This window comes from Microbacterium sp. BK668, from assembly GCF_004362195.1.
Lineage (GTDB): Bacteria > Actinomycetota > Actinomycetes > Actinomycetales > Microbacteriaceae > Microbacterium.
Window position 1 is genome coordinate 2,671,558 of record NZ_SNWG01000001.1, and the last position, 22,092, is coordinate 2,693,649.

The following is a 22,092-nucleotide window of genomic DNA, read 5'->3' on the forward strand; positions in this document are numbered from 1 at the left end:
CGCTTCTTCGACGGCCCCCTCATCCCCGCCGGCGGCGGAAGGACGGCGGGGCCGTCGTCGTTCCCGCGCCCGAGGTCAGGGCCGTGCGTCGATGTAGTGGCGCACCGTGACGTCGCGCTCGACGAGGTATCTGTCGTCCTCGGGGTAGAACACGGCGCGATCGGCGTCGTCACCGGCGAAGCCGCGGATCGCGTCCATCGACTCCCACCGCGAGATCGTGACGATCTCGGTGAGCCCGTCGCGAAGGTCGCGCCACAGCATCCACGCGTCGAGGTTCCCCGCGGTGGCGCGGTACTCGTCCATCCCGGTGCGTGCGACGTAGTCGAGGTACGCGTCGCGGTCCTCGGTGCGGACGACGCCGCGCCACATCCGGACGATCGGCTCCGGTGAGCTCATGGTCCCAGCATCCTCTCGCCCCGGCTGCAGCGCATCCCTTCGGCGCGGGCCGTCCGGTCAGAAGCCGATGGCCTCGCGGTAGCGCGGCTTATGGCCGGTGCGGATGCCGGTCGCGCTCGGCTTGTTCTCGTATACGCCGGCGGCCCAGTTGCCCTCGACGAGCACGGGCCCGGTCGGTGTCACGACGATGTCCCACCCGACGTACTGCACCTGGGGCACGACCCGCGCCACGCGGTCGACGAAGGCGACGACCTCATCCATGAGCGGAAGCCGGAAGTCGGGGATGCGAACCCCCGACTCGGGGTGGAACTCGTGGATGTGTCCGTGCGAGTCGTAGCCCTTGCCCATCGCCCGGCCGGAGTCGTCGAGCATCGTGTAGAAGCCGCCGTAGGTCATCTGGTCGCTGACGGCGCCGCGGCCGAACTTCTGGGCGATCGCGAGGACGTGGGTCTGCTCGCCGTCGAAGAACGCTGTGACACGGGTCGTGTTGACGGTGCCGGGACACACCGCAGCGAGGTCGTCGTGCTGCACGATGACCTCCTCGATCAGCAGCTCGCCCCGTGCCAGCAGCTCGCGGTGGAAGCCGTCCCAGTCCTCGACCTCGGCGGCGTGGTAGCGGTGGACACCGGTCCCCGCCTGCCCCACGGGCTCCTTGGTGACGATCGTGCCGTGGCGCTCCGCGAACGCGCGCACGGCGGCGGCGTTGCCCGCCTCGACGACCATCCACTCGCGGTGCAGGTGCTCGCTGAAGACGCGGTCGAAGGCGACCTTGTCCTGGAAGATGTGGCGGAAGTCGGGATGGTCGTACTTCTGCGACAGCTGGTTCGACACCGGGTGCGTCATGTACGTCGCCCGCTCGGCCTTGGTGAGGATGGCGAAGTCGTAGTCGATGTAGTCCTGGAACCCGACGTTCTTGAAGCCGGCCTGCCACAGCATGTCGGCCACGATCGCCGGCCGCCACTTGCCGTGCTCTTGCGACGCCTCCGTGGCGCGCTCCAGCACCGATCCGACGTCGATGCGACGCGCGCGTCCGGCGAGGTAGCGGAGGCGGGGCACGAGGCCGAGGCCCTTCGAAGGCATGGGTGCTCCAGGGTCGGGTGCGGGGGACCTCGATAGTCTAGACGGCGTGACTTTCGGGGACGGGACGACGGATGCCGCGCCCATGCCCAGTGCTCCCGTCGTCCGGATCGACTGCCGGGCGCTCCGCACGAATGTCGAGGCGATGCTGCTGCGCAGCGACGGCGAGTACAGCGTCGCGGATCTGCGCCACGATGCGTGGGGACACGGTGCGTCGCCCGTCGGGCGCGCGCTGCTGGCGCTGGGAGTCGACGCCTTCCTCGTCGACGAGCGCTCGGGGAACGGACTCGCCGAGGAACTCCGCGGCGCGGCGGTCGGAGCGTCCGGCGGGCCGACCCTCGATTCCGCAGAGGCCTTCGGCCTTCCGGGCACGGGCGGGATCCCGGTCATGCGCCTCACCGGGTCCGTGCTCGTCGTCAAGGCACTGCGCGCGGGAGAGGGAGTCTCCTACGGCTTCGCTCACCGCGCGGCGGCTGACACCCGAGTGGCGCTCGTGACGGGCGGGTACGCCCATGGCATCGTGCGCGGGCTCGGCGGACGCGCCGGCGTCGTGATCCGCGGCAGCCGGCACCCGATCGTCGGACGCGTCGCGATGGACGTGTGCGTGGTCGACATCGGCGACGCCGACGTTCGCCGAGGCGACGCCGTCGTCTTCTTCGGCGCAGGCGCGAACGATCCCTCGGTCGGCGAGTGGACGGAGGCGACGGGGCTGACGGCGGCCGAGCTGGTCACGGCCGTGGGGCTGCGCGCGATCCGGGAGTACATCACGTGACGGGCCGTCTCTGGATCGACGCGGATGCGTTCGCCGCGAACCTCGCTGAGATCGCGCGCCGAATCGCGCCCGCCGAGCACATGCTGGTCGTCAAGGACGACGCCTACGGGCACGGGTTGCAAGGGATCGTTTCGCTGGCGTGGGACAACGGCATCCGCTGGTTCGGGGCCTTCGACGCCCGCACCGGACGCGCCATCCGCGCCGAGCTGGGCGACGGGCCGCGGATCTTCGTCTGGATCGTCGCGTCCGCTGAGGAGGCCCAGGAAGCGATCTCCGCCGATCTCGACATCGGCGTCGGCGACGCGGCGCTGCTCGAAGAGGTGGCCGCTGCGTCCGGGCGCGCGCGTGTGCACCTGAAGATCGACTCCGGGCTCCGCCGCAACGGCGTCCGTCCCGAGGAGTGGCCCGCATTCACCGCGCGCGCTGCGGAACTCGAACGTGCGGGCGCCATCGAGGTCGTCGGCATCTGGAGCCACATCGCCGAGGCCTCGGACGCGGAGGACGACGAGGCGCGCGCCGTCTTCGACCTCGCCGCGGCGCAGGCGGAGCTCGCGGGACTCCGGCCGAGGCTCAAGCACCTCGCCGCGTCGGCTGCGGGGTTCGCGCGCCCCGAGTTCCGTTACGACCTCGTGCGCATCGGCGCCTTCGCGTACGGCATCCGACCCGCCGGCGGTCCCGCCGAGTCGGAGCTCGGCATCCGTCCGATCGCGAGTCTGGTCGCCGAAGTCATCCGCGTCGACGGCGATCGGGTCGTCGTCGGAACGGGCAGTCTCGACGGTCTTCCGTCGACGCTCGCGGGACGCCTCGTGGTCGAGACCCCCGCGGGCCCTCGGACCGTGCGGTCGATCGCCGCGGAGGAGAGCGACGTCGACGGGTGGCCGACCGCAGCCGTCGGCGATGAAGTGATCGTGCTGGGGGCGGCCGCCTCGATGAGCGCCACGGACGCCGCCGAACTCATCGGCACGATCGGCGAGGAGATCGCCGTGCGGATAGCGCCGACCGTGGAACGGCGCCGGCGGGACGAGAGGCCTACTCGCTGAGCCGGGCCGTCTCGTCGTGCCACGAGGTCGCGACCGAGCGGAGCTTCTCCTCGTACTTGCGCCCATGGTGGGCGCAGAACAGCAGCTCGCTGCCGTTGACCTCGGCCGCGATGTAGGCCTGGGCGCCGCACGAGTCGCAGCGGTCCATGGCGGTGAGGCGGTACTCGAGGACGGCACCCGGCTCGGCAGGGGTCGAAAGCGTGTTCATCTCGGTGCCTCCTCTGTGCTGTGTCACTCTGCGATGTCGCTTCTGCAAGTCCATAGATATAACCACGCGTTTGTTACGGGTATGCCGCGAACGGGAGACATTTCGCTCAGCGCGTACGGGGGAGACGGGGTGCCGTGTCTGTGCAAGGGGGCGTCGGATGCCGCGGATACGCTTGATCCTCGTGACCGCCGAGTATTCCGCCCACCATCTCCAGGTGCTCGAGGGGCTCGAAGCGGTCCGCAAGCGCCCCGGCATGTACATCGGCTCGACCGACTCGCGCGGTCTCATGCACTGCCTGTGGGAGATCATCGACAACGCGGTCGACGAGGCCCTGGCCGGCAACGGCAGCCGCATCGAGATCGTCCTGCATCCTGACGGCAGCGTCGAGGTCCGCGACCGCGGCCGCGGCATCCCGGTCGACATCGAGCCGCGCACCGGCCTCTCCGGGGTGGAGGTGGTCTTCACCAAGCTGCACGCCGGCGGCAAGTTCGGCGGCGGCTCGTACGCGGCGTCGGGCGGACTGCACGGCGTCGGGGCGTCCGTCGTGAACGCGCTCTCGGAGCGCCTGGATGTCGAGGTGGACCGCGGCGGGAAGACCTGGGCGATGTCGTTCCACCGCGGCGAGCCCGGGGTGTTCGCCGGCCCGACACCGGACGCGCCCTTCTCGCCGTTCGAGAAGAGCTCGGAGCTGCGCGTCGTCGGCAGGGCCGCCAGGGGCGTGACCGGCACCCGCATCCGGTACTGGGCCGACCGCCAGATCTTCACGAAGGATGCCGCGTTCGACCTCGATGAGCTGGAGCAGCGCGCCCGCCAGACGGCTTTCCTCGTTCCGGGGCTCGAGATCGCCATCCGCGACGAGCGCGACGGCGGCCGCGAGGAGACGACCTTCCGCTTCGACGGCGGCATCTCGGAGTTCGCCGAGTTCCTCGCGCCGGACGCGCCGATCACCGACACGTGGCGCCTCACCGGCTCCGGCACGTTCACCGAGACGGTGCCCGTGCTGCAGCCGGGCGGCGCGATGGTGCCCACCGAGGTCGAGAGGGAGTGCCACGTCGACGTCGCGGTGCGCTGGGGGACCGGCTACGACACCGTCGGCCGATCGTTCGTCAACATCATCGCCACCCCGAAGGGCGGCACGCACCAGCAGGGCTTCGAGCTCGGACTCATGAAGGTGATCCGCGGCCAGGTCGAGCAGAACGCACGCCGGCTGAAGGTCGGGAACGACAAGCTCGAGAAGGACGACATCCTCGCCGGGCTCACGACGGTGCTCACCGTGCGCCTGCCCGAGCCGCAGTTCGAGGGCCAGACCAAGGAGGTTCTCGGAACCCCCGCGGTGCGCCAGATCGTCGCGAACGTCGTGACGCGGGAGCTGACTGCGAGGTTCGCCTCGACCAAGCGCGACGACAAGAACCAGACGGCGCTCCTGCTCGACAAGGTCGTCGCCGAGATGAAGGCGCGCATCTCGGCGCGCACCCACAAGGAGACGCAGCGTCGCAAGAACGCGCTCGAGTCCTCGTCGCTCCCGGCGAAGCTCGCCGACTGCCGCACCAACGACGTCGCCGAGTCCGAGCTGTTCATCGTCGAGGGCGACTCGGCCCTCGGCACCGCCAAGCATGCCCGCAACAGCGAGTACCAGGCGCTGCTGCCGATCCGCGGCAAGATCCTCAACGTCCAGAAGGCGTCGATCAGCGACATGCTGAGCAACGCCGAGTGCGCGTCGATCATCCAGGTCATCGGCGCGGGCTCCGGCCGCTCGTTCGACATCGACCAGGCCCGCTACGGCAAGGTCATCCTGATGAGCGACGCGGATGTCGACGGGGCGCACATCCGCACCCTCCTGCTCACTCTCTTCTTCCGGTACATGCGGCCGCTCATCGAAGAGGGTCGCGTGTTCGCGGCCGTTCCGCCGCTGCATCGCGTGGTCGTCATGAATCCGGGATCCAAGCCCAACGAGACCATCTACACGTACAGCGAGCAGGAGCTCCACGGCCTGCTCACCAAGCTCGCCAAGTCCGGCAAGCGGTGGCAGGAGCCGGTCCAGCGCTACAAGGGCCTGGGTGAGATGGATGCCGAGCAGCTCGCGACGACCACGATGGACCGCGCGGGCCGGACCCTGCGACGCGTCCGTCTCGAGGATGCCGGGGCCGTGGCATCCGTCTTCGAACTGCTCATGGGCAACGAAGTGGCGCCCCGTCGCGAGTTCATCGTGAACTCGAGCGACCGGCTGTCCCGCGAGTCCATCGACGCCTGACGTCTCGCGGGACGAGGGCGTCTCGCGAAGCGAGGACGGGTCGCGCGGATCCATCCTCGCGCGGCGAGAAGTCCTCGCTCCGCGAGGCGCCGATCAGCGGACGGCCGTGCCGATCGCACCGACGACGCCGTCGAGCGGCTGGCCCGAGGCATCCCGCTTCGCACCGGCCGGGGGAAGCGCGCGAATCGCGCCGTCCGCGCCGACCGCACGCGGCTCGACGCCGACCCACGCGTGCGTGATCGTGTCCTCCCCCTTGAGAAAGCGCTGCGCGCGCACGCCGCCGGTGCCGCGACCCTTCGCCGGGAACTCCGAGAAGTCCGAGACCTTGGCCGAGCCGGCGTCCGCGCCCGCCAGGGCCTGCGTGCTGCCCGCGACGGTCACCACCACTGCGTCGAAGACGGCGCCGCCCACGACGCCGAAGTAGACGACGCGCTCGCCGTCGCCCACCCGCACACCGGCCATTCCACCCGCCGCGCGTCCCTGCGGGCGGACCGAGTCGGCGTCGAAGCGCAGCAGCTGCGCGTCGGAGACGACGAAGACGAGCTCGGAGCCGTCCGCCGCCGGCGCGGCACCGACGACGCGGTCGCCGTCCTTGAGCGCGATGATCTCGATGTCGTGCTTGTTGCCGAGCTCGCTCGCTGCGACGCGCTTGACGACGCCCTGAGCAGTGCCCAGAGCGATGGGAGCGGCGTCGGCGAGCGGGACGAGACCCACGACGTGCTCGCCGGAGGCGAGGCCGAGGTACTGGTCGGCGCGGGTGCCGGCCGCCAGCTGCACCGAGTTGCCCGGAACGGAGGGAAGATCCACCGGCGAGAACCGCACGAGCCGGCCCGCGGACGTCACAGCCCCGAGGTCGCCGCGCGTCGTCGTGTCGACGGAAGAGCGCACGGCGTCGTGCTTGGAGCGCCGGGAGGGCGTGACGATGCCGCCGTTCGGCGCGTCCACCGTGACCTCCGCCCGCACCATGCGGCCCGTCGCGGAGAGGAAGACGCGACACGGAGCGTCGGCGATCTGCAGATCCGGAGCGGACGCGGCGGCCCGGGAACGGGGTGCGACGGGCCCTCCGTTGAGGAGGAGGGTCCGGCGGGGCGTGCCGTAGGTCTCGGCGGCGGCATCCAACTCTCGTGCCACCTGCGCGCGCAGCAGGACCTCGCTCGCGAGCAGCTCCTCGAGCTCGGCGATCTCGGCGCGCAGCCGGTCGCGCTCGCTCTCGAGCTCGATGCGCGAGAACTTCGTCAGGCGACGCAGGCGCAGCTCCAGGATGTACTCGGCCTGCAGCTCGGACAGGTCGAAGACCTCCATGAGCCGCGTCCTGGCCGCCTCGGAGTCGTCGGACGTCCGGATGACCTGGATGACCTCGTCGATGTCGAGGATCGCGATGAGGAGTCCCTCGACGAGGTGCAGGCGCTCCTTGCGGCGCGCGAGCCGGAAGGAGCTCCGACGCGTCACCACCTCGATGCGGTGGTCGAGGTAGACCCGCAGCAGCTCCCGCAGGCCGAGCGTCTGCGGCTGGCCCGCGACGAGGGCGACGTTGTTGATGCCGAAGGAGTCCTCGAGGGGCGTCAGACGGTACAGGTGCTCGAGCACCGCCTGCGGGTCGAACCCGGTCTTGATGCCGATGACGAGGCGGAGGCCGTTGTGCCGATCGGTGAGATCGGTGACGTCCGAGATGCCCTGCAGCTTCTTGGACTGCACGGCATCCTTGATCTTCTCGATGATGCGCTCGGGCCCGACGAGGTACGGCAGCTCCGTCACGACGAGGCCCGTGCGGCGGGGTCCGAGCGGCTCGATCGAGACCTTGGCCCGCGTGCGGAAGGTGCCGCGGCCGGTGCGGTACGCGTCCCTGATGCCGTCGAGGCCGACGATGACGCCGCCGGACGGGAGGTCGGGTCCCGGCACGAACTCCATCAGCTCCTCGAGCGTCGCCTCGGGGTTGTCGAGCAGGTGCGTCGCGGCGCCGACGACCTCGATGAGGTTGTGGGGCGCCATGTTGGTGGCCATGCCGACGGCGATGCCGGTCGCGCCGTTGACCAGAAGATTGGGGAAGGCCGCCGGCAGCACCGCCGGCTGCTGGAACTGTCCGTCGTAGTTCGGGATGAAGTCGACGACGTCCTCGTCGAGGTTCTCCGTGAGAGCGAGCGCCGCGGGCGCCAGGCGCGCCTCCGTGTACCGCGGGGCGGCGGGCCCGTCGTCGAGCGAGCCGAAGTTGCCGTGGCCGTCGACCAGCGGCACGCGCAGGGAGAACGGCTGCGCGAGACGCACGAGCGCGTCGTAGATGGGGGCGTCGCCGTGCGGGTGCAGCTTTCCCATGACCTCGCCCACGACGCGGGCGCTCTTGACGTGCCCGCGATCCGGGCGCAGCCCCATGTCGGCCATCTGGAAGAGGATCCGCCGCTGGACGGGCTTCAGTCCGTCGCGGGCGTCGGGAAGCGCCCTCGAGTAGATGACGGAGTAGGCGTACTCGAGGAACGACCCCTGCATCTCGACGGCGACATCGATGTCTTCGATGCGGCCGTGCTCGGCGGGGGAGTCGGTGCGGGATGCGGGCATGACGATGTGGCCTCAGTGACGACGGGCCGGCGCTGGGCTGCCCGGCCGGGGCCGCTCGCCGGTGTGCGAGACTGGCCCGGATGTCCCTCAGCCTACCGGCGGAGCCGCCCCGAGCCCGGAGCCTGCCCCGTGTCGTGCCGGAGGTTCTGTCAGCTCTCGACGGAGGAGGAGACTGGTTCGCTCCGGTCACCAGCGCGGTCCTCTTCGTCGTCGACGGTCTCGGCGCACGCAACCTGGGCGCTCGCTCCGGTCACGCCCGCTTCCTCGCGGAGGCCGGCGGGAAGAAGGATGTCGCGCGCTCCGTGTTCCCCTCGACCACCGCCGCCGCCCTCACGTCGCTGATGACCGGTGTCGATCCGGGCGAGCACGGGCTGCTCGGCTACCGCGTGCGGATACCCGGCACCGACCTCGCGCCGAATCAGCTGAAGGGGTGGGAGACGGACGGCCTGGACCCGTACTCCTGGCAGCGCGCGCAGCCGCTCCTGGAACGGGAGGCGGAGAGGGGACGGCCGTGCTTCGTCGTCTCCCGGCCCAAGTTCGCCGAGTCCGGCTTCACGACGGCGATCCTGCGCGGCGGCGAGTTCGTCCCAGCCAAGACGGCGGCAGAAGGCGCGGAGGCCGCCGCCGAGCTCGCGGCGCGGCATCCCGGGGCTCTGGTGTATCTGTACGCGCCGGAGCTCGATGGCATCGGGCATCAGCGAGGGTGGGAGTCCGACGAGTGGGCGGCGGGACTGGAGACGGTGGATGCCGCGGCCCGCGCGCTCGCCGGGGCGCTGCCGCGGGGTGTCGGCGCCGTCTTCACCGCCGACCACGGGATGATCGACGTCCCCCGCCACCGGCACCTTCTGCTCACCGAGCGGGACGGCCTGGTCGACGGGGTGCGGATCATCGGAGGCGAGCCGCGGATGCTGCACCTCTATGCCGAGCCCGGGTGCGAGGCATCCGTCCTCCGGGCCTGGTGCGAATCCGAGTCCGGCCGCTCTTGGGTGCTGTCGCGGGACGAGGCCGTCGAGGCGGGGGTGTTCGGCGTCGTGGCGCCCGACGTGCGTGAGCGCATCGGCGACGTCGTCGTGGCCGCGCGCGCCGCCGTCGCGTACTACGACGATCGGCTCGAGGACAAGGGGCCGCAGAACATGGTCGGGCAGCACGGCTCGCTGACCGACGAGGAGCGGACGGTGCCCCTCATCCGGCTCGGCGCGTTCGCCTGAGCTCAGTCGTCGCCGCGCGCCCCGGCGCCGAAGACGATCTCGTCCCAGGACGGCATCGAGGTGCGCCCCTTTCGGCGACCCGACGCCTCGGCGGCAGCGGCGGGACGCTCCGGCGGGTACGAGTCGTCGGGCAGCGGCGTGGCGGTCTCCTCGTAGCCGGGCTCGAGCGCGTCGAACAGCGCGACCGGCGTCGATGTGCGCGGGGCCTCGTCGACGCCCGGCAGCGGTTCGCGCTGGCCGCGACGGCGCCGGAGGGCCTCGAGCAGGTCGGCCGTCTCGGGCGAGGTCACCGACGGCTCGTCGGCGCGCTTGATCGCGGCCTGCTGCACCGCGGGCGCGGTGGGCGCGGCGACCTCCGGCGACTCGAGGTCCGCCTCGGGCTCGGGCAGCCGGCGTGGACCGAAGGCACCGCTGTCGAAGCGCGATTCGTCCTTCAGCGGCTGGACGTCGAGGGCGCGCAGCCGGGGGATCAGACCCTCGGGCAGCGATCCCTGCCGCGACAGCTGGATCGCGTCGGGATTGAGGGGCGAGAGGGTGGAGCGCCGCGGCTCGAACCCCCACCGCGCGTCGTGATCGATCTCGGACGCGGTGAACTCGAGCTTGACGATCCAGCCGGTCGATTCCTTCCAGCTCGTCCAGCGCTCGCCCGTCGCACCGGCCTCAGCGAGCTTCGCCCGGACGGCGGTGCCGAACGTGGGATGGGCGTCGCCGTCGAGGTCCGCTCCGAGCAGCACGGGCACCGCGAGCGCCTGGCCCACGACGTGCTCGCGCTCGGCGAGGACGGGGCCCTCGAACCGCTGGACGTCCTCGACCCGGGCTCCGAGGAGGCTGGCGACCTCCTCGGCGGACATGCCGGCGCGGATGTGCGACTGGATCTCGCGCGGGCTCGGCCGCACGACGCGCTCGTCGACCTCCCGTTCGCGTTCGCGTCGAGCGCGGCGCATCTCGGCGCGCAGCACATCGTCGATGGCGAGCGAGAACCGCTCGCCGGATTCGGTGGCCAGGACGATGGCGTCGTCCTCGGTTCCGATGACTTTGAGCTGTTCCATGCGAACGCCCTCTCCCATCCAGCCGTGTCAGGCCATGCTCGCACGCGGCAGGAGGGGCGGCCGGGAATAACGCGGGCGTGCCGCGAGTTTCACGGATCACACATGACGGGAACCCGTCCTTGGCGCATTTGCGAAATGCCCCGCCGTCATGCAAACTATCGCCGCCCATACGGGCATGCGAACCCGAGATTCCCGGAAGTAGAGACGTTCACGCATGGCTACGGATTACGACGCCCCCCGCAAGACCGAGGACGACAGCGAGTCGATCGAGGCCCTCAAGGAGCGGGTTCCCGACAAGATGTCGGGGGCGGTGGATGTCGAGGACGCCGACAACCCGTCGGGCTTCGAGCTGCCCGGGGCCGACCTTTCCGACCTCGAGCTCGACGTCGTGGTGCTCCCTCCTCAGGAGGACGAGTTCACCTGCTCCAACTGCTTCCTCGTGAAGCACCGCTCGCAGCTCGACCACGACACGGCCGACGGCCCTATCTGCGCGGAGTGCGCGGCCTGACCTGACCACGACGGATGGCCGCCGCGAGGCGGTCGGGAGTGCGCGACGACACGACCCATGACGGCGTCGGGTCGTCGCCGTCGTTCACGGGCACGATCACCAGCCCGTCGATGCCGCCGCGGATGACGTGCCACGCCTTCGGGTCGAGAAGAGGTCCGCGCGCCGCCCGCGCCTCTTCTCCGGAGAGCGCCACCGGCTCACCGAGCAGCTCGACGGGGATGCGCGCGCGTCCGGCGCGGAGCACGCCGTCCTCGACCGCCACGACGGGCGACCAGGCGATCAGGAGCGTCACGAACAGGACGCCGGCGATCACGCCCGCCACAAGAGCCGCGGTCGTGTCGATGGGGGCGAACACGAGGGCCGCCATCGGCGCGACCACGGCGGCGCTGACGAGCACCCAGAGGGACGGACTGAGGCGTTCTCGGAAGCCGCCGGGAGCCTGGACCCGGGCGCTTCTGGCTGCTGTCTTCTGCATTACCCTCGTTGAGTGACCGAAACCGTGGACGTCCTCATTATCGCGCCCGAGGTTCCGAGCTACGCCCATCCCGGCGACGCCGGCGCCGATCTCCTCGCCGCCGAGGACGTCCGCCTCGAGCCGGGGCGCCGCGCCCTCGTCGGCACGGGTGTGCGCATAGCCCTCCCGGAGGGCTACGCCGCGTTCGTCGTGCCCCGCAGCGGACTGGCAGCCAAGCACGGCATCACGGTCGTCAACTCGCCGGGCACCGTCGACGCGGGCTACCGCGGGGAGATCAAGGTCACGCTGCTCAACACCGACGCCGAGCACGCGTACGAGATCGCCAAGGGCGACCGCATCGCGCAGCTCCTCGTGATGCCGGTGCCCCGGGCCCGGTTCATCCCGGTCGACGAGCTCCCCGAGAGCGTGCGCGGCGAGGGCGGATTCGGCTCCACCGGCTACCAGGGGGCCGGTGTCGCCGCCGGCGAGCGCTGACGAGTCCGCATGGGGGATCTTCCCCCGTGCGGAGCAAGACGAAGAGGACGGAGTCCTGGCATGACAGACGCCACCGCGGGCGAGAACCCCGCCACCCCCGACGAGGTCGTCCCCACGAAGTCGGCGCCGCAGGACCGTGCGGCGGCCGGCCCGTTCGACGAGTCGGAGGCGAACCCGGTCCGCCCCTACATCGACCTCGGCGGCATCAAGATCCTTCCGCGCGAGGGCCTCAATCTCCGCCTGGAGGTCGAGGAGCAGACCAAGCGCATCGTCGCCGTGGGCCTGGACTACGCCGAGTCGACCCTGCAGGTGCAGCCGTTCGCCGCGCCGCGCTCGACGGGGCTGTGGGACGAGACGCGCGATCAGATCCGCCAGCAGATCCGGCAGCAGGGCGGCCGCGTCGAGGAGCGCGAGGGTCCCCTCGGCCCGGAGCTCCTCGCCGAGGTGCCCGTGATCGCCGGCCCCGAGGCCGCGGCCGGCAAGCGGCTGGCCCGGTTCGTCGGCGTCGACGGGCCGCGCTGGTTCCTCCGGGGCGTCATCGGCGGTGCCGCGACGAGCGACGTGGATGCCGCGGCCAAGGTGGAGGACCTCTTCCGCTCCATCGTGGTCGTGCGCGGAGGCTCTCCCATGCCCCCGCGCGACCTGATCCCGCTCAAGATGCCGGCGACCCCGGGCACGGCATGACCGACGACCGCTCCGACGCGGCCGCGCGCCCGGCGAGGGACGAGGCATCCGTCCAACCCGCCGGCTCGGCCTCTCCCGATGACGAGGCGGCGCAGCCGACGGCGTCGGACCTGGTCGGCGCGGCGCTCGGCGGCGCGGCGCGTCGCGCGGGACTCGACCCGTCCGCCGAGGCGACGACCGGACACGTCGTCTGGCGCGCGATGGGCGGCTGGCGCGGCATCCTGGAGTCGGTCCTCCCCGGAGTCGTCTTCATCGTGACCTGGACGCTCACGGTGGATCCCGAGACCGGGCAGGCGAACCTCCCGCTCAGCCTGGGTCTCTCGGTCGGGCTCGCGGCCGTCTTCACGATCGTCCGGCTGATCCAGAAAGGTCCCGCCGGAGCCGCCATCGGGGGCCTCATCGCGACCGGCGCCGCCGCTGCGCTGGCCCTGTTCACGGGACGCGGGCAGGACAACTTCCTGTGGGGCTTCGCAACCAATGCCCTCTACGGCACGGCGTTCCTGGTGTCGGCTCTGGTGGGCTGGTCGCTGATCGGCCTCGCGGTGGGGTTCCTCATGAGCGAGGGGACCGCATGGCGGCGCGACAAGCGCAAGCGGAGGGTGTTCTTCTGGCTCGCGATCGCGTGGGCGTCCCTCTTCGCGCTGCGCCTGCTCGTGCAGCTCCCGCTCTACTTCTCCGGCGACGTCGCGGCGCTCGGCACAATCAAGCTCATCATGGGGCTGCCGCTGTTCGCGCCGATGGTCGCGGTGACGTGGCTCGCCGTGCGCGCGCTCTATCCGCGACCGGCCAGGTGATACATTTATCTCGACATCGAGATAAATTCCCTCTTCGCGGCGCTTAGGCGATCCTCACTAGCCGACGCATGCCGTGCGAGAGAGGATGGGGGGTGCTGGGCTTCGCGCCCACCCCGCCGCCGACGAAGGAGACAGACGTGTCCACGGTTGACAGCTTCGGTGCGAAAAGCACCCTGACGGTCGGCAGCACCGACTACGAGATCTTCCGCATCGACACGGTGCCCGGGTACGAGAAGCTGCCGTTCAGCCTCAAGGTGCTGCTGGAGAACCTGCTGCGCACGGAGGACGGCGCGAACGTCACGAAGCAGCAGATCGAGGCGCTCGGATCGTGGGATGCCGCGGCCGAGCCCGACACCGAGATCCAGTTCACGCCGGCCCGTGTGGTCATGCAGGACTTCACCGGCGTGCCGTGCATCGTCGACCTCGCCACGATGCGCGAGGCCGTCGAGGCGCTCGGCGGAGACCCGAAGCGCATCAACCCGCTCTCGCCCGCCGAGATGGTCATCGACCACTCGGTCATCGCAGACCTCTTCGGCTCCGAGAACGCGCTGGAGCGCAACGTCGAGATCGAGTACGAGCGCAACGGCGAGCGGTACCAGTTCCTCCGCTGGGGCCAGACGGCGTTCGACGACTTCAAGGTCGTCCCGCCCGGCACCGGCATCGTCCACCAGGTCAACATCGAGCACCTCGCGAAGGTCGTCTACGACCGCACCGTCGGCGGCGTGCTGCGGGCATACCCCGACACGTGCGTCGGCACCGACTCGCACACGACCATGGTGAACGGCCTCGGCGTGCTCGGCTGGGGCGTGGGCGGCATCGAGGCCGAGGCGGCGATGCTCGGCCAGCCCGTTTCGATGCTCATCCCGCGCGTCGTCGGCTTCAAGCTCACGGGCTCGATCCCGACGGGCGTGACGGCCACCGACGTCGTGCTGACGATCACCGACATGCTGCGAAAGCACGGCGTCGTCGGCAAGTTCGTCGAGTTCTACGGCGAGGGAGTCGCTTCGGTGCCGCTGGCGAACCGCGCGACGATCGGCAACATGAGCCCCGAGTTCGGCTCGACCGCCGCGATGTTCCCGATCGACGACGTGACGGTCGAGTACCTGCGCCTCACGGGCCGCAGCGAGCAGCAGCTCGCGCTGGTCGAGGCGTACGCCAAGGAGCAGCACCTCTGGCACGACGCGGCGAGCGAGCCCGTCTTCAGCGAGTACATGGAGCTCGACCTCGCGACGGTCGTCCCGTCGATCGCCGGCCCCAAGCGCCCGCAGGACCGCATCGTCCTCTCCCACGCCAAGACGCAGTTCGAGAGCGACCTCACGAACTACGCCGACGTCGAGCACGACCTCGTCGACCTCGAGATCGCGGAGTCGTTCCCGGCATCCGACCCGCCGGCGAACACGCCGGAGTCGGAGCACAACGAGCACTTCCACGTGCACCGCTCGCATGCGCCGAAGAGCATCTCCAAGCCGGTGCCGGTCACCCTCGAGGGCGGCGAGTCGTTCACACTGGACCACGGGGCGGTCACGATCGCGGCGATCACCTCCTGCACGAACACCTCGAACCCGTCCGTCATGCTCGCCGCGGGCCTGCTGGCCCGCAACGCGGTCAAGAAGGGCCTCAAGGCGAAGCCGTGGGTGAAGACCACCCTCGCTCCCGGATCCAAGGTCGTCACCGACTACTACGAGAAGGCCGGTCTCACGAAGGACCTCGAAGACCTCGGCTTCTACACGGTCGGCTACGGCTGCACGACCTGCATCGGCAACTCCGGCCCCCTCATCGAGGAGGTCTCCACGGCGGTCAACGAGAACGACCTCGCCGTCACCGCGGTCCTGTCGGGCAACCGCAACTTCGAGGGGCGCATCAACCCCGACGTCAAGATGAACTACCTCGCAAGCCCGCCGCTCGTGATCGCGTACTCGCTCGCCGGATCCATGAATTTCGACTTCGAGACCGACCCGCTCGGCACGGACAGCGACGGAAACGACGTCTTCCTGAAGGACATCTGGCCCGACGCCGCCGAGGTGCAGGCCACGATCGACTCGTCCATCAACGAGGACATGTTCACGAAGCAGTACGCGACGGTGTTCGAGGGCGACGAGCGCTGGAAGAACCTGCCGACACCCACGGGCGACGTCTTCGAGTGGGACGAGAGCTCGACGTACGTGCGCAAGCCCCCCTACTTCGAGGGCATGACGATGGAGCTGACGCCGGTCGCCGACATCACCGGCGCCCGGGTCCTCGCGACGCTGGGCGACTCGGTCACGACCGACCACATCAGCCCCGCGGGCAACATCAAGGCCGACAGCCCCGCCGGCCGCTACCTCGCCGAGCACGGCGTCGACCGCAAGGACTTCAACTCCTACGGCTCGCGCCGCGGCAACCACGAGGTCATGATCCGCGGCACGTTCGCCAACATCCGGCTCAAGAACCTCCTCGTCCGCGCCGTCAACGACGGCAACGTCGTGGAGGGCGGGTACACCCGCGACTTCACGCAGGAGGGCGGCCCGCAGTCGTTCATCTACGACGCGAGCCGGAACTATCAGGCCGCCGGCACCCCGCTGGTGATCTTCGGCGGCAAGGAGTACGGCTCCGGCTCCTCGCGCGACTGGGCGGCCAAGGGCACGAGCCTCCTCGGCGTCAAGGCCGTGATCACCGAGAGCTTCGAGCGCATCCATCGCTCGAACCTCATCGGCATGGGCGTCGTCCCGCTGCAGTTCCCCGCCGGATCCACCTGGGAGTCGCTCGGCCTCGACGGCACGGAGATCGTCTCGATCACCGGCCTCGAACAGCTGAACGAAGGCGTCACGCCCAGGACCGTCCACGTCACCGCCGCCCCGAGCGAGTTCTCGGCGCCCGGCAAGGAGACCGTCGAGTTCGACGCGGTCGTCCGCATCGACACGCCCGGTGAGGCCGACTACTACCGCAACGGCGGAATCCTCCAGTACGTCCTCCGCTCGCTCGTCTGAGCGCCCGCCGCAGCACGAGGGCCCGGGACTGTCCCGGGCCCTCGTGCGAGGGCGGAGGAGCACGTCGGACCTCGGCGGCGGAATCTCCGGAGCGAAGCGTCCTGACCGGTCCTGCGGACGGGCCCGGCTAGACTGGGCCGAGGCATCCGCGCCGGGCGGGCGCCCTTCCGAGAGCACACCGAGGGAGTCGGATGGCGATTCTTCCGTCCATCGAAGGACCTCGGGACCTCGACGCTCTCAGCACAGATGAGCTCGAGCAGCTGGCCGTCGAGATCCGCGAGTTCCTCATCCAGAACGTCGCCAGGACGGGCGGTCACCTCGGCCCCAACCTCGGCGTGGTCGAGCTCACGATCGCGCTGCACCGGGTCTTCGACTCGCCGAACGACCCGATCGTCTTCGACACGGGCCACCAGTCCTATGTGCACAAGCTGCTCACCGGCCGTCAGGACTTCTCCCGTCTACGTGCCCGAGGCGGCCTCGCAGGCTATCCGCAGCGCTCCGAGAGCCCGCACGACGTCGTCGAGTCCTCGCACGCCTCCAGCTCGCTCAGCTGGGCCGACGGCGTGTCGCGTGCTCTCACCCGCACGGGTCGGCGCGACCGGCACGTCGTGGCGATGGTCGGCGACGGCGCGCTGACGGGCGGCATGACGTGGGAGGCGCTCAACAACATCTCCGACGACAACGACCGCAACCTCGTCATCATCGTCAACGACAACGGGCGCTCCTACGCCCCGACGATCGGCGGCATGGCGCGCTACCTCAACCGCGTCCGCACGGCGGATGCGTACGAGACCATGCGCGGCTCCTCCGAGTCGCTCTTCCGCAAGTTCGGCCCGGCTGGGCGGGCGATGTACCGCGGCCTCCGCGGCGGTACGCACGGGTTCCTGAGCCGGTTCATCAACAATGCGGCGCTGTACTCCAACCTCGACATCAAGTACCTCGGGCCGGTCGACGGCCACGACCTCCCGTCGCTCCTGGAGACCCTGGAGCTGGCGAAGGACTACGGCGCGCCCGTCATCGTCCACGCCATCACCGAGAAGGGTCGGGGCTATCAGCCGGCGCTCCTGGACGAGGCGGACCAGTTCCACGCCGTGGGCCGGATCGATCCGGTCACCGGCGAGGCGCTCGGCGGCAGCTCAGGGCAGGCGTGGACCGACGTCTTCGCCGAGGAGCTCCCCACCATCGGCGAGGAGCGGCCGGACGTCATCGCGATGACCGCGGCGATGCTCCGGCCGACGGGACTTCTGCCGTTCTCACAGCGCTTCCCCGATCGCGTGTACGACGTCGGGATCGCCGAGCAGCACGCCGTCGCCTCGGCGGCCGGGCTCGCCTTCGGCGGCCTCCATCCGGTCGTCGCCATCTACGCGACCTTCATGAACCGCGCCTTCGACCAGGTGCTGATGGATGTCGCGCTCCACCGCGCCGGGGTCACCTTCGTCCTCGATCGCGCCGGGGTCACGGGCCCCGACGGCCCGAGCCACCACGGCATCTGGGACCTCGCGATGCTGCAGATCGTTCCGCACATCCGCATCGCCGTCCCGCGCGACGCCGAGCGCCTCTGTGAAGAGCTGCGCGAAGCCGTCGCGGTCGACGACGCGCCCACCGTCCTCCGTTTCCCCAGGGGCACCGTCAGTCCCGCGCTGCCCGCCGTCGAGCGGCTCGACGACGGTGTCGACGTGCTCGTGCAGAGCGAGGCGAAGGACGTGCTCCTCGTCGGTATCGGACCCATGGCGCACCTGGCCGTGGATGTCGCGAGCCGTCTGCGCGCTCAGGGCATCGGCGCAACGGTGGTAGACCCGCGGTGGGTCATCCCCGTGCAGCCGTCGATCGTGACCCTCGCCTCGGAGCACCGCCTGGTCATCACGATCGAGGACGGCATCCGCGTCGGCGGCATCGGCACGCGCGTGCGCCAGGTGCTGCGCGAGGCGGGCGTCGACACGGCCGTCGATGAGCTCGGCGTTCCGGATGAGTTCATCGACCACGCGAGCCGCGAGCAGATTCTCGAGGACGCCGGCTTGACGGCCGCCAAGATCGCTCAGGACGTCGTCTCGCAGGTCCTCGGCACCCGCATCCCCGTCGCGCGCCCGACGCCGACGGACGAGATCCCGACGATCCCCGAGTGGGCGAGCCGTCACACCGACCGCTGAGGCGTCCGCGGCGGAGGGCGCTGCCTGCCCGACCCGTCGACGTGTTGAGGGCGGCCCCTCCGAAGAAGGACCGCCCTCAGCGCGGAATGGGCCTCAGCCTCCGATGCCCCGGATCACGGGGTGGTGGAACGTGTCGCCGAAGGCGCGCTCCGACGCCCCCTCCCGATCGAGGTAGGGCGAGGCGCCTCCGTCGATGAACGGCCAGCCGGCGCCGAGGATGAGGCACAGGTCGATGTCCTCGACCTCCGGCACGACGCCCTCGTCGAGCATGAGCTTGATCTCCTGCGCGAGTCCGTCCTGTACACGCTGCAGGATCGTGGCCGCAGAGGCGGGGGTCGAGCCGACCGCGGGTCGCAGCACCTTCTCGGCCGCCTTGGTCCACCCGGTCACGCGCCCGCCCTTGTCCTTCTCGACGACCTCCGGGAGCTCGGCGAGGGCGTGGAAGTTCTCGTTGGCGTAGAAGCGGTCGGGGAACGCGTGCACCATCGTGTCCTGCACGTGCGCGGCGACCTTCCAGCCGACGAGATCGATGAGCTGGAACGGACCCATCGGCAGGCCGAGCGGAGCGAACGCCTTCTCGACCTCCGCGACAGGCGCTCCCTCATACACCGCGCGCGCCGCCTCGCCCATGACCTTGGCGAGGAGGCGATTCACGACGAACCCGGGTGCATCCGCGGTCAGCACCGCGTTCTTGCCGAGATTCTTCGCGACGACGAAGGCGGTCGAGAGCGCGGCATCCGTCGTCTGCGGCGTCTTGACGATCTCGATGAGCGGCATGACCGCCACCGGGTTGAAGAAGTGGAAGCCCACGAGTCGCTCGGGATGGGCGAGCTTCGCGCCGATCTCCTCGACCGAGAGGGACGAGGTGTTGGTGGCGAGGATCGCGTCCTCGGCGATGATCTGCTCGATCTCGCCGAACACCTGCTGCTTGACCCCGACCTCTTCGAACACGGCCTCGATGACGAAGTCGCAGTCCGCGTAGAGGCTCTTGTCGGTCGTGCCGGTCACGAGGGCCCGCAGCCTGTTCGCCGTGTCGCCGTCGAGGCGGCCCTTCGCCTCGAGTTTGCCGATCTCCTCGTCGATGTAGGCGAGGCCCTTCTCCACGCGGGCCTGGTCGAGGTCGGTGATGAGAACGGGCACCTGGAGCTTGCGCACGAACAGCAGGGCGAACTGGCTCGCCATGAGCCCCGCACCGATGATCCCGACCTTCGTGACCTTCTTCGCGAGGTCCTTGTCGGGGGCGCCGACGGGACGCTTGGCGCGCTTCTGGACGAGATCGAAGGCGTACATGGATGCCGCGAACTGGTCGCCGGTCACGAGTTCGGCCAGCGCCTCGTCCTCGCGGGCGAAGCCCTCCGCCTTGGTGCCGCCCTTGGCCTTGTCGAGCAGATCGAGGGCCGCGTACGGCGAGCGCGGAACCGTGCCGATCTTCGACTCGAGCATGCCGCGCGCGACCTTGATCGCGATCGGCCACTTGGTCAGGCGCTCGATCCTCCCCGGCTCGTTCCTTCGGACGACCTTGACGGAACCGCCCAGCACGCCGTCGGCCCAGATCAGCGAGTCCTCCAGATAGGTGGCTGCCGGGAAGATCGCGTCGAAGATCCCGTAGTCGTACGCCTGCTGCGGCTTGAGCATGCGGTTCTGCTTGAGGGGGTTCGACACCACCACCTCCAGGGCGTTCTCGATGCCGATGAGGTTCGGCAGGAGGTACGCGCCACCCCACCCGGGGATGATGCCGAGGAAGACCTCGGGGAGCGCGACCGCGGCGGCCGAGGCATCCACCGTCCGGTACGTGCTGTTCAGCGCGATCTCCAGCCCGCCCCCGAGTGCGAGCCCGTTCACGAAGGCGAACGAGGGCACGCTGAGCTCGGAGAGGCTGCCGAGCACCTGGTGGCCGCGCTGGGCGATGAGCCGGGCGTTGTCCTTCGATCCGAGGCGCGAGATGTCGGACAGGTCCGCGCCCGCCGCCAAGATGTACTGCTTGCCGGTGATGCCGACCGCGTCGATCTCGCCGGCGTCCGCGCGCGTCTCCAGCGCCGCGAGGGTGTCGGCGAGCTCGCTCAGCGTCGCCGGTCCGAGCGTGTTCGGACGCGTGTGATCACGGCCGTTGTCGAGCGTGACGAGGGCGAGCACCCTCCCGGAGGGCAGACGGATGTCGCGGACCCTCGAGTGCGTCACCACCTCGCCCCCGGTCAGGGCGTCGAGGGGCGAGAAGTCGATCTGCGCGTACTGTTCAGAAACGGAGTTCGTCATATCGTGCAAGGGCCCTTACTTCCGCTTGCCGTCGTAGTGCGGGTTCTCCCAGATGACCGAGCCGCCCTGTCCGAGGCCCACGCACATGGCGGTCAGGCCGTAGCGGACGTCGGGGCGCTCGGCGAAGTGGGCCGCGAGCTGGATCATGAGCCGCACGCCGGAGGCGGCGAGCGGGTGGCCGAACGCGATCGCGCCGCCCCACGGGTTGACGCGCGGGTCGTCGTCGGCGATGCCGAAGTGGTCGAGGAGCGAGATCACCTGGATCGCGAACGCCTCGTTGAGCTCGAAGAGTCCGATGTCGTCGATCGTCAGGCCGGCCTTGCGAAGCGCCTTCTCGGTCGACGGGATCGGGCCGATGCCCATGATCTCCGGCTGCACGCCCGCGAAGGCGAAGGAGACGAGCCTCATCTTGGGCTGGAGTCCGAGCTCCTCGACGGCGCCGCCGCCGGCCAGAAGCGACATCGTCGCGCCGTCGGTCAGCGGTGACGAGGTCCCGGCGGTGACCCGCCCGTGCGGACGGAACGGCGTCTTGAGGGTCGCGAGGTCCTCCATCGTCGTCTGGGGGCGCCGGCCCTCGTCCTCGGTAGCGAGACCCCACGCGCCGTCGGCGTCCTTGATCGCGACGGGGACGAGGTCGGGCTGGATCCTGCCCGCGTCGTATGCCGCCTGCACCTTGTGCTGGCTCAGCATGCCGTAGCGGTCCGAGCGCTCCTTCGTCAGGTGCGGGAAGCGGTCGAAGATCCGCTCCGCCGTCACGCCCATGTTGAGCGCGCCGGGGTCGACCATCTTCTCCGCGACGAAGCGCGGGTTCGGGTCGGCGTTGCCGCCGATGGGGTGGTGGCCCATGTGCTCGACCCCGCCGGCGAGGGCGACGTCGTACATGCCGACGCCGATCGAGGCGGCCATGGTCGTCACGCTGGTCATCGCGCCGGCGCACATGCGGTCGATCGCGAACCCGGGGACGGTCTGCGGCAGGCCCGCGAGGATCGCGACGGATCGGCCCAGGGTCAGGCCCTGGTCGCCCGTCTGCGACGTCGCGGCGATCGCCACGTCGTCGATGCGGTCCTTCGGAACGTCGGGGTTGCGCTCCAGAAGGCCGATGGTCGCCTTGACGGCGAGGTCATCGGCGCGGGTGTTCCAGTACATGCCTTTTTCGCCGGCGCGCCCGAAGGGGGTGCGCATTCCATCGACGAAGAAGACGTCCGAAATCTCGGCCACTCTGCCTCCAGAAAATAGGGAT

General features: G+C 70.3%; 18 protein-coding genes. 10 read left to right on the top strand and 8 right to left on the bottom strand.

Translation table 11 applies throughout. From position 1 onward, the window contains the following. Positions 1-75: 75 nt before the first annotated feature. Positions 76-396, bottom strand: a complete 321-nt coding sequence (locus EV279_RS11960) for a hypothetical protein (RefSeq protein WP_208109523.1) — start codon at positions 394-396, stop codon at positions 76-78. Between the two features lie 57 nt (positions 397-453). After that, the gene (locus tag EV279_RS11965; RefSeq protein WP_133543756.1) at positions 454-1,476 is read right to left on the bottom strand and encodes a sugar-transfer associated ATP-grasp domain-containing protein; all 1,023 of its coding nucleotides are present in this window, start codon (positions 1,474-1,476) and stop codon (positions 454-456) included. A gap of 46 nt (positions 1,477-1,522) precedes the next feature. On the opposite strand from EV279_RS11965, the gene EV279_RS11970 reads away from it, so the two are divergent. Together EV279_RS11970 and EV279_RS11975 are read left to right on the top strand one after the other, a co-directional pair. Continuing rightward, positions 1,523-2,245, top strand: coding sequence for an alanine racemase C-terminal domain-containing protein (locus tag EV279_RS11970; RefSeq protein ID WP_243728551.1), 723 nt, complete (start codon positions 1,523-1,525; stop codon positions 2,243-2,245). Further along, the gene (locus EV279_RS11975; protein WP_133543758.1) at positions 2,242-3,285 is read left to right on the top strand and encodes an alanine racemase; all 1,044 of its coding nucleotides are present in this window, start codon (positions 2,242-2,244) and stop codon (positions 3,283-3,285) included. Before EV279_RS11970 ends, EV279_RS11975 begins: the two co-directional genes overlap by 4 nt. Here the strand turns inward: EV279_RS11975 and EV279_RS11980 are convergent. Beyond that, positions 3,275-3,493 (bottom strand): hypothetical protein, encoded by a 219-nt coding sequence (locus EV279_RS11980; RefSeq protein ID WP_133543760.1) that lies wholly within the window; start codon positions 3,491-3,493, stop codon positions 3,275-3,277. The genes EV279_RS11975 and EV279_RS11980 overlap by 11 nt on opposite strands. A 157-nt stretch (positions 3,494-3,650) precedes the next feature. On the opposite strand from EV279_RS11980, the gene EV279_RS11985 reads away from it, so the two are divergent. Continuing rightward, positions 3,651-5,744, top strand: a complete 2,094-nt coding sequence (locus EV279_RS11985; protein ID WP_133543762.1) for a DNA topoisomerase IV subunit B — start codon at positions 3,651-3,653, stop codon at positions 5,742-5,744. A gap of 93 nt (positions 5,745-5,837) precedes the next feature. Here EV279_RS11985 and EV279_RS11990 read toward each other — a convergent pair whose 3' ends face one another. Further along, positions 5,838-8,294, bottom strand: coding sequence for a DNA topoisomerase IV subunit A (locus EV279_RS11990; protein ID WP_133543764.1), 2,457 nt, complete (start codon positions 8,292-8,294; stop codon positions 5,838-5,840). A gap of 80 nt (positions 8,295-8,374) precedes the next feature. Here EV279_RS11990 and EV279_RS11995 point away from each other — a divergent pair, with 80 nt between their 5' ends. After that, a complete protein-coding gene (locus EV279_RS11995; protein WP_133543766.1) occupies positions 8,375-9,502 on the top strand; it encodes an alkaline phosphatase family protein in 1,128 nt (375 codons plus the stop codon). A gap of 2 nt (positions 9,503-9,504) precedes the next feature. Here the strand turns inward: EV279_RS11995 and sepH are convergent, their stop codons facing one another. Then, positions 9,505-10,551: a septation protein SepH gene (gene sepH, locus EV279_RS12000; RefSeq protein ID WP_133543768.1), complete on the bottom strand. Its 1,047-nt coding sequence runs from the start codon at positions 10,549-10,551 to the stop codon at positions 9,505-9,507. 214 nt (positions 10,552-10,765) lie between these two features. Between sepH and EV279_RS12005 the strand changes: the two genes are divergently transcribed. Beyond that, positions 10,766-11,059, top strand: coding sequence for a DUF4193 domain-containing protein (locus EV279_RS12005; protein ID WP_133543770.1), 294 nt, complete (start codon positions 10,766-10,768; stop codon positions 11,057-11,059). On the opposite strand, the gene EV279_RS12010 is transcribed toward EV279_RS12005, so the two are convergent. Next, positions 11,034-11,534: a DUF3093 domain-containing protein gene (locus EV279_RS12010; protein WP_133543771.1), complete on the bottom strand. Its 501-nt coding sequence runs from the start codon at positions 11,532-11,534 to the stop codon at positions 11,034-11,036. The genes EV279_RS12005 and EV279_RS12010 overlap by 26 nt on opposite strands. A 12-nt stretch (positions 11,535-11,546) precedes the next feature. On the opposite strand from EV279_RS12010, the gene dut reads away from it, so the two are divergent. The 5 genes from dut to dxs all read left to right on the top strand — a co-directional run bounded on the left by dut (position 11,547) and on the right by dxs (position 18,599). Beyond that, on the top strand, positions 11,547-12,008 hold the full coding sequence (gene dut / locus EV279_RS12015) for a dUTP diphosphatase (RefSeq protein ID WP_208109524.1): 462 nt from the start codon (positions 11,547-11,549) through the stop codon (positions 12,006-12,008). Between the two features lie 60 nt (positions 12,009-12,068). After that, the gene (locus tag EV279_RS12020; protein ID WP_133543773.1) at positions 12,069-12,692 is read left to right on the top strand and encodes a DUF3710 domain-containing protein; all 624 of its coding nucleotides are present in this window, start codon (positions 12,069-12,071) and stop codon (positions 12,690-12,692) included. Then, entirely contained in the window at positions 12,689-13,486 is a 798-nt protein-coding gene (locus EV279_RS12025; RefSeq protein ID WP_133543775.1) for a DUF3159 domain-containing protein, read from the top strand. Before EV279_RS12020 ends, EV279_RS12025 begins: the two co-directional genes overlap by 4 nt. Positions 13,487-13,623: 137 nt before the next feature. Continuing rightward, positions 13,624-16,452: an aconitate hydratase AcnA gene (gene acnA / locus EV279_RS12030; RefSeq protein ID WP_133543777.1), complete on the top strand. Its 2,829-nt coding sequence runs from the start codon at positions 13,624-13,626 to the stop codon at positions 16,450-16,452. Between the two features lie 191 nt (positions 16,453-16,643). Further along, positions 16,644-18,599 carry a 1-deoxy-D-xylulose-5-phosphate synthase gene (gene dxs, locus EV279_RS12035; RefSeq protein ID WP_133543779.1) on the top strand — a complete coding sequence of 652 codons (1,956 nt, stop codon included), beginning with the start codon at positions 16,644-16,646 and terminating at the stop codon, positions 18,597-18,599. A 93-nt stretch (positions 18,600-18,692) separates the two neighbouring features. Here the strand turns inward: dxs and EV279_RS12040 are convergent, their stop codons facing one another. Continuing rightward, positions 18,693-20,852 carry a 3-hydroxyacyl-CoA dehydrogenase NAD-binding domain-containing protein gene (locus EV279_RS12040; protein ID WP_133543781.1) on the bottom strand — a complete coding sequence of 720 codons (2,160 nt, stop codon included), beginning with the start codon at positions 20,850-20,852 and terminating at the stop codon, positions 18,693-18,695. A gap of 15 nt (positions 20,853-20,867) precedes the next feature. After that, positions 20,868-22,070, bottom strand: coding sequence for a thiolase family protein (locus EV279_RS12045; RefSeq protein WP_133543783.1), 1,203 nt, complete (start codon positions 22,068-22,070; stop codon positions 20,868-20,870). Positions 22,071-22,092: the final 22 nt, after the last annotated feature.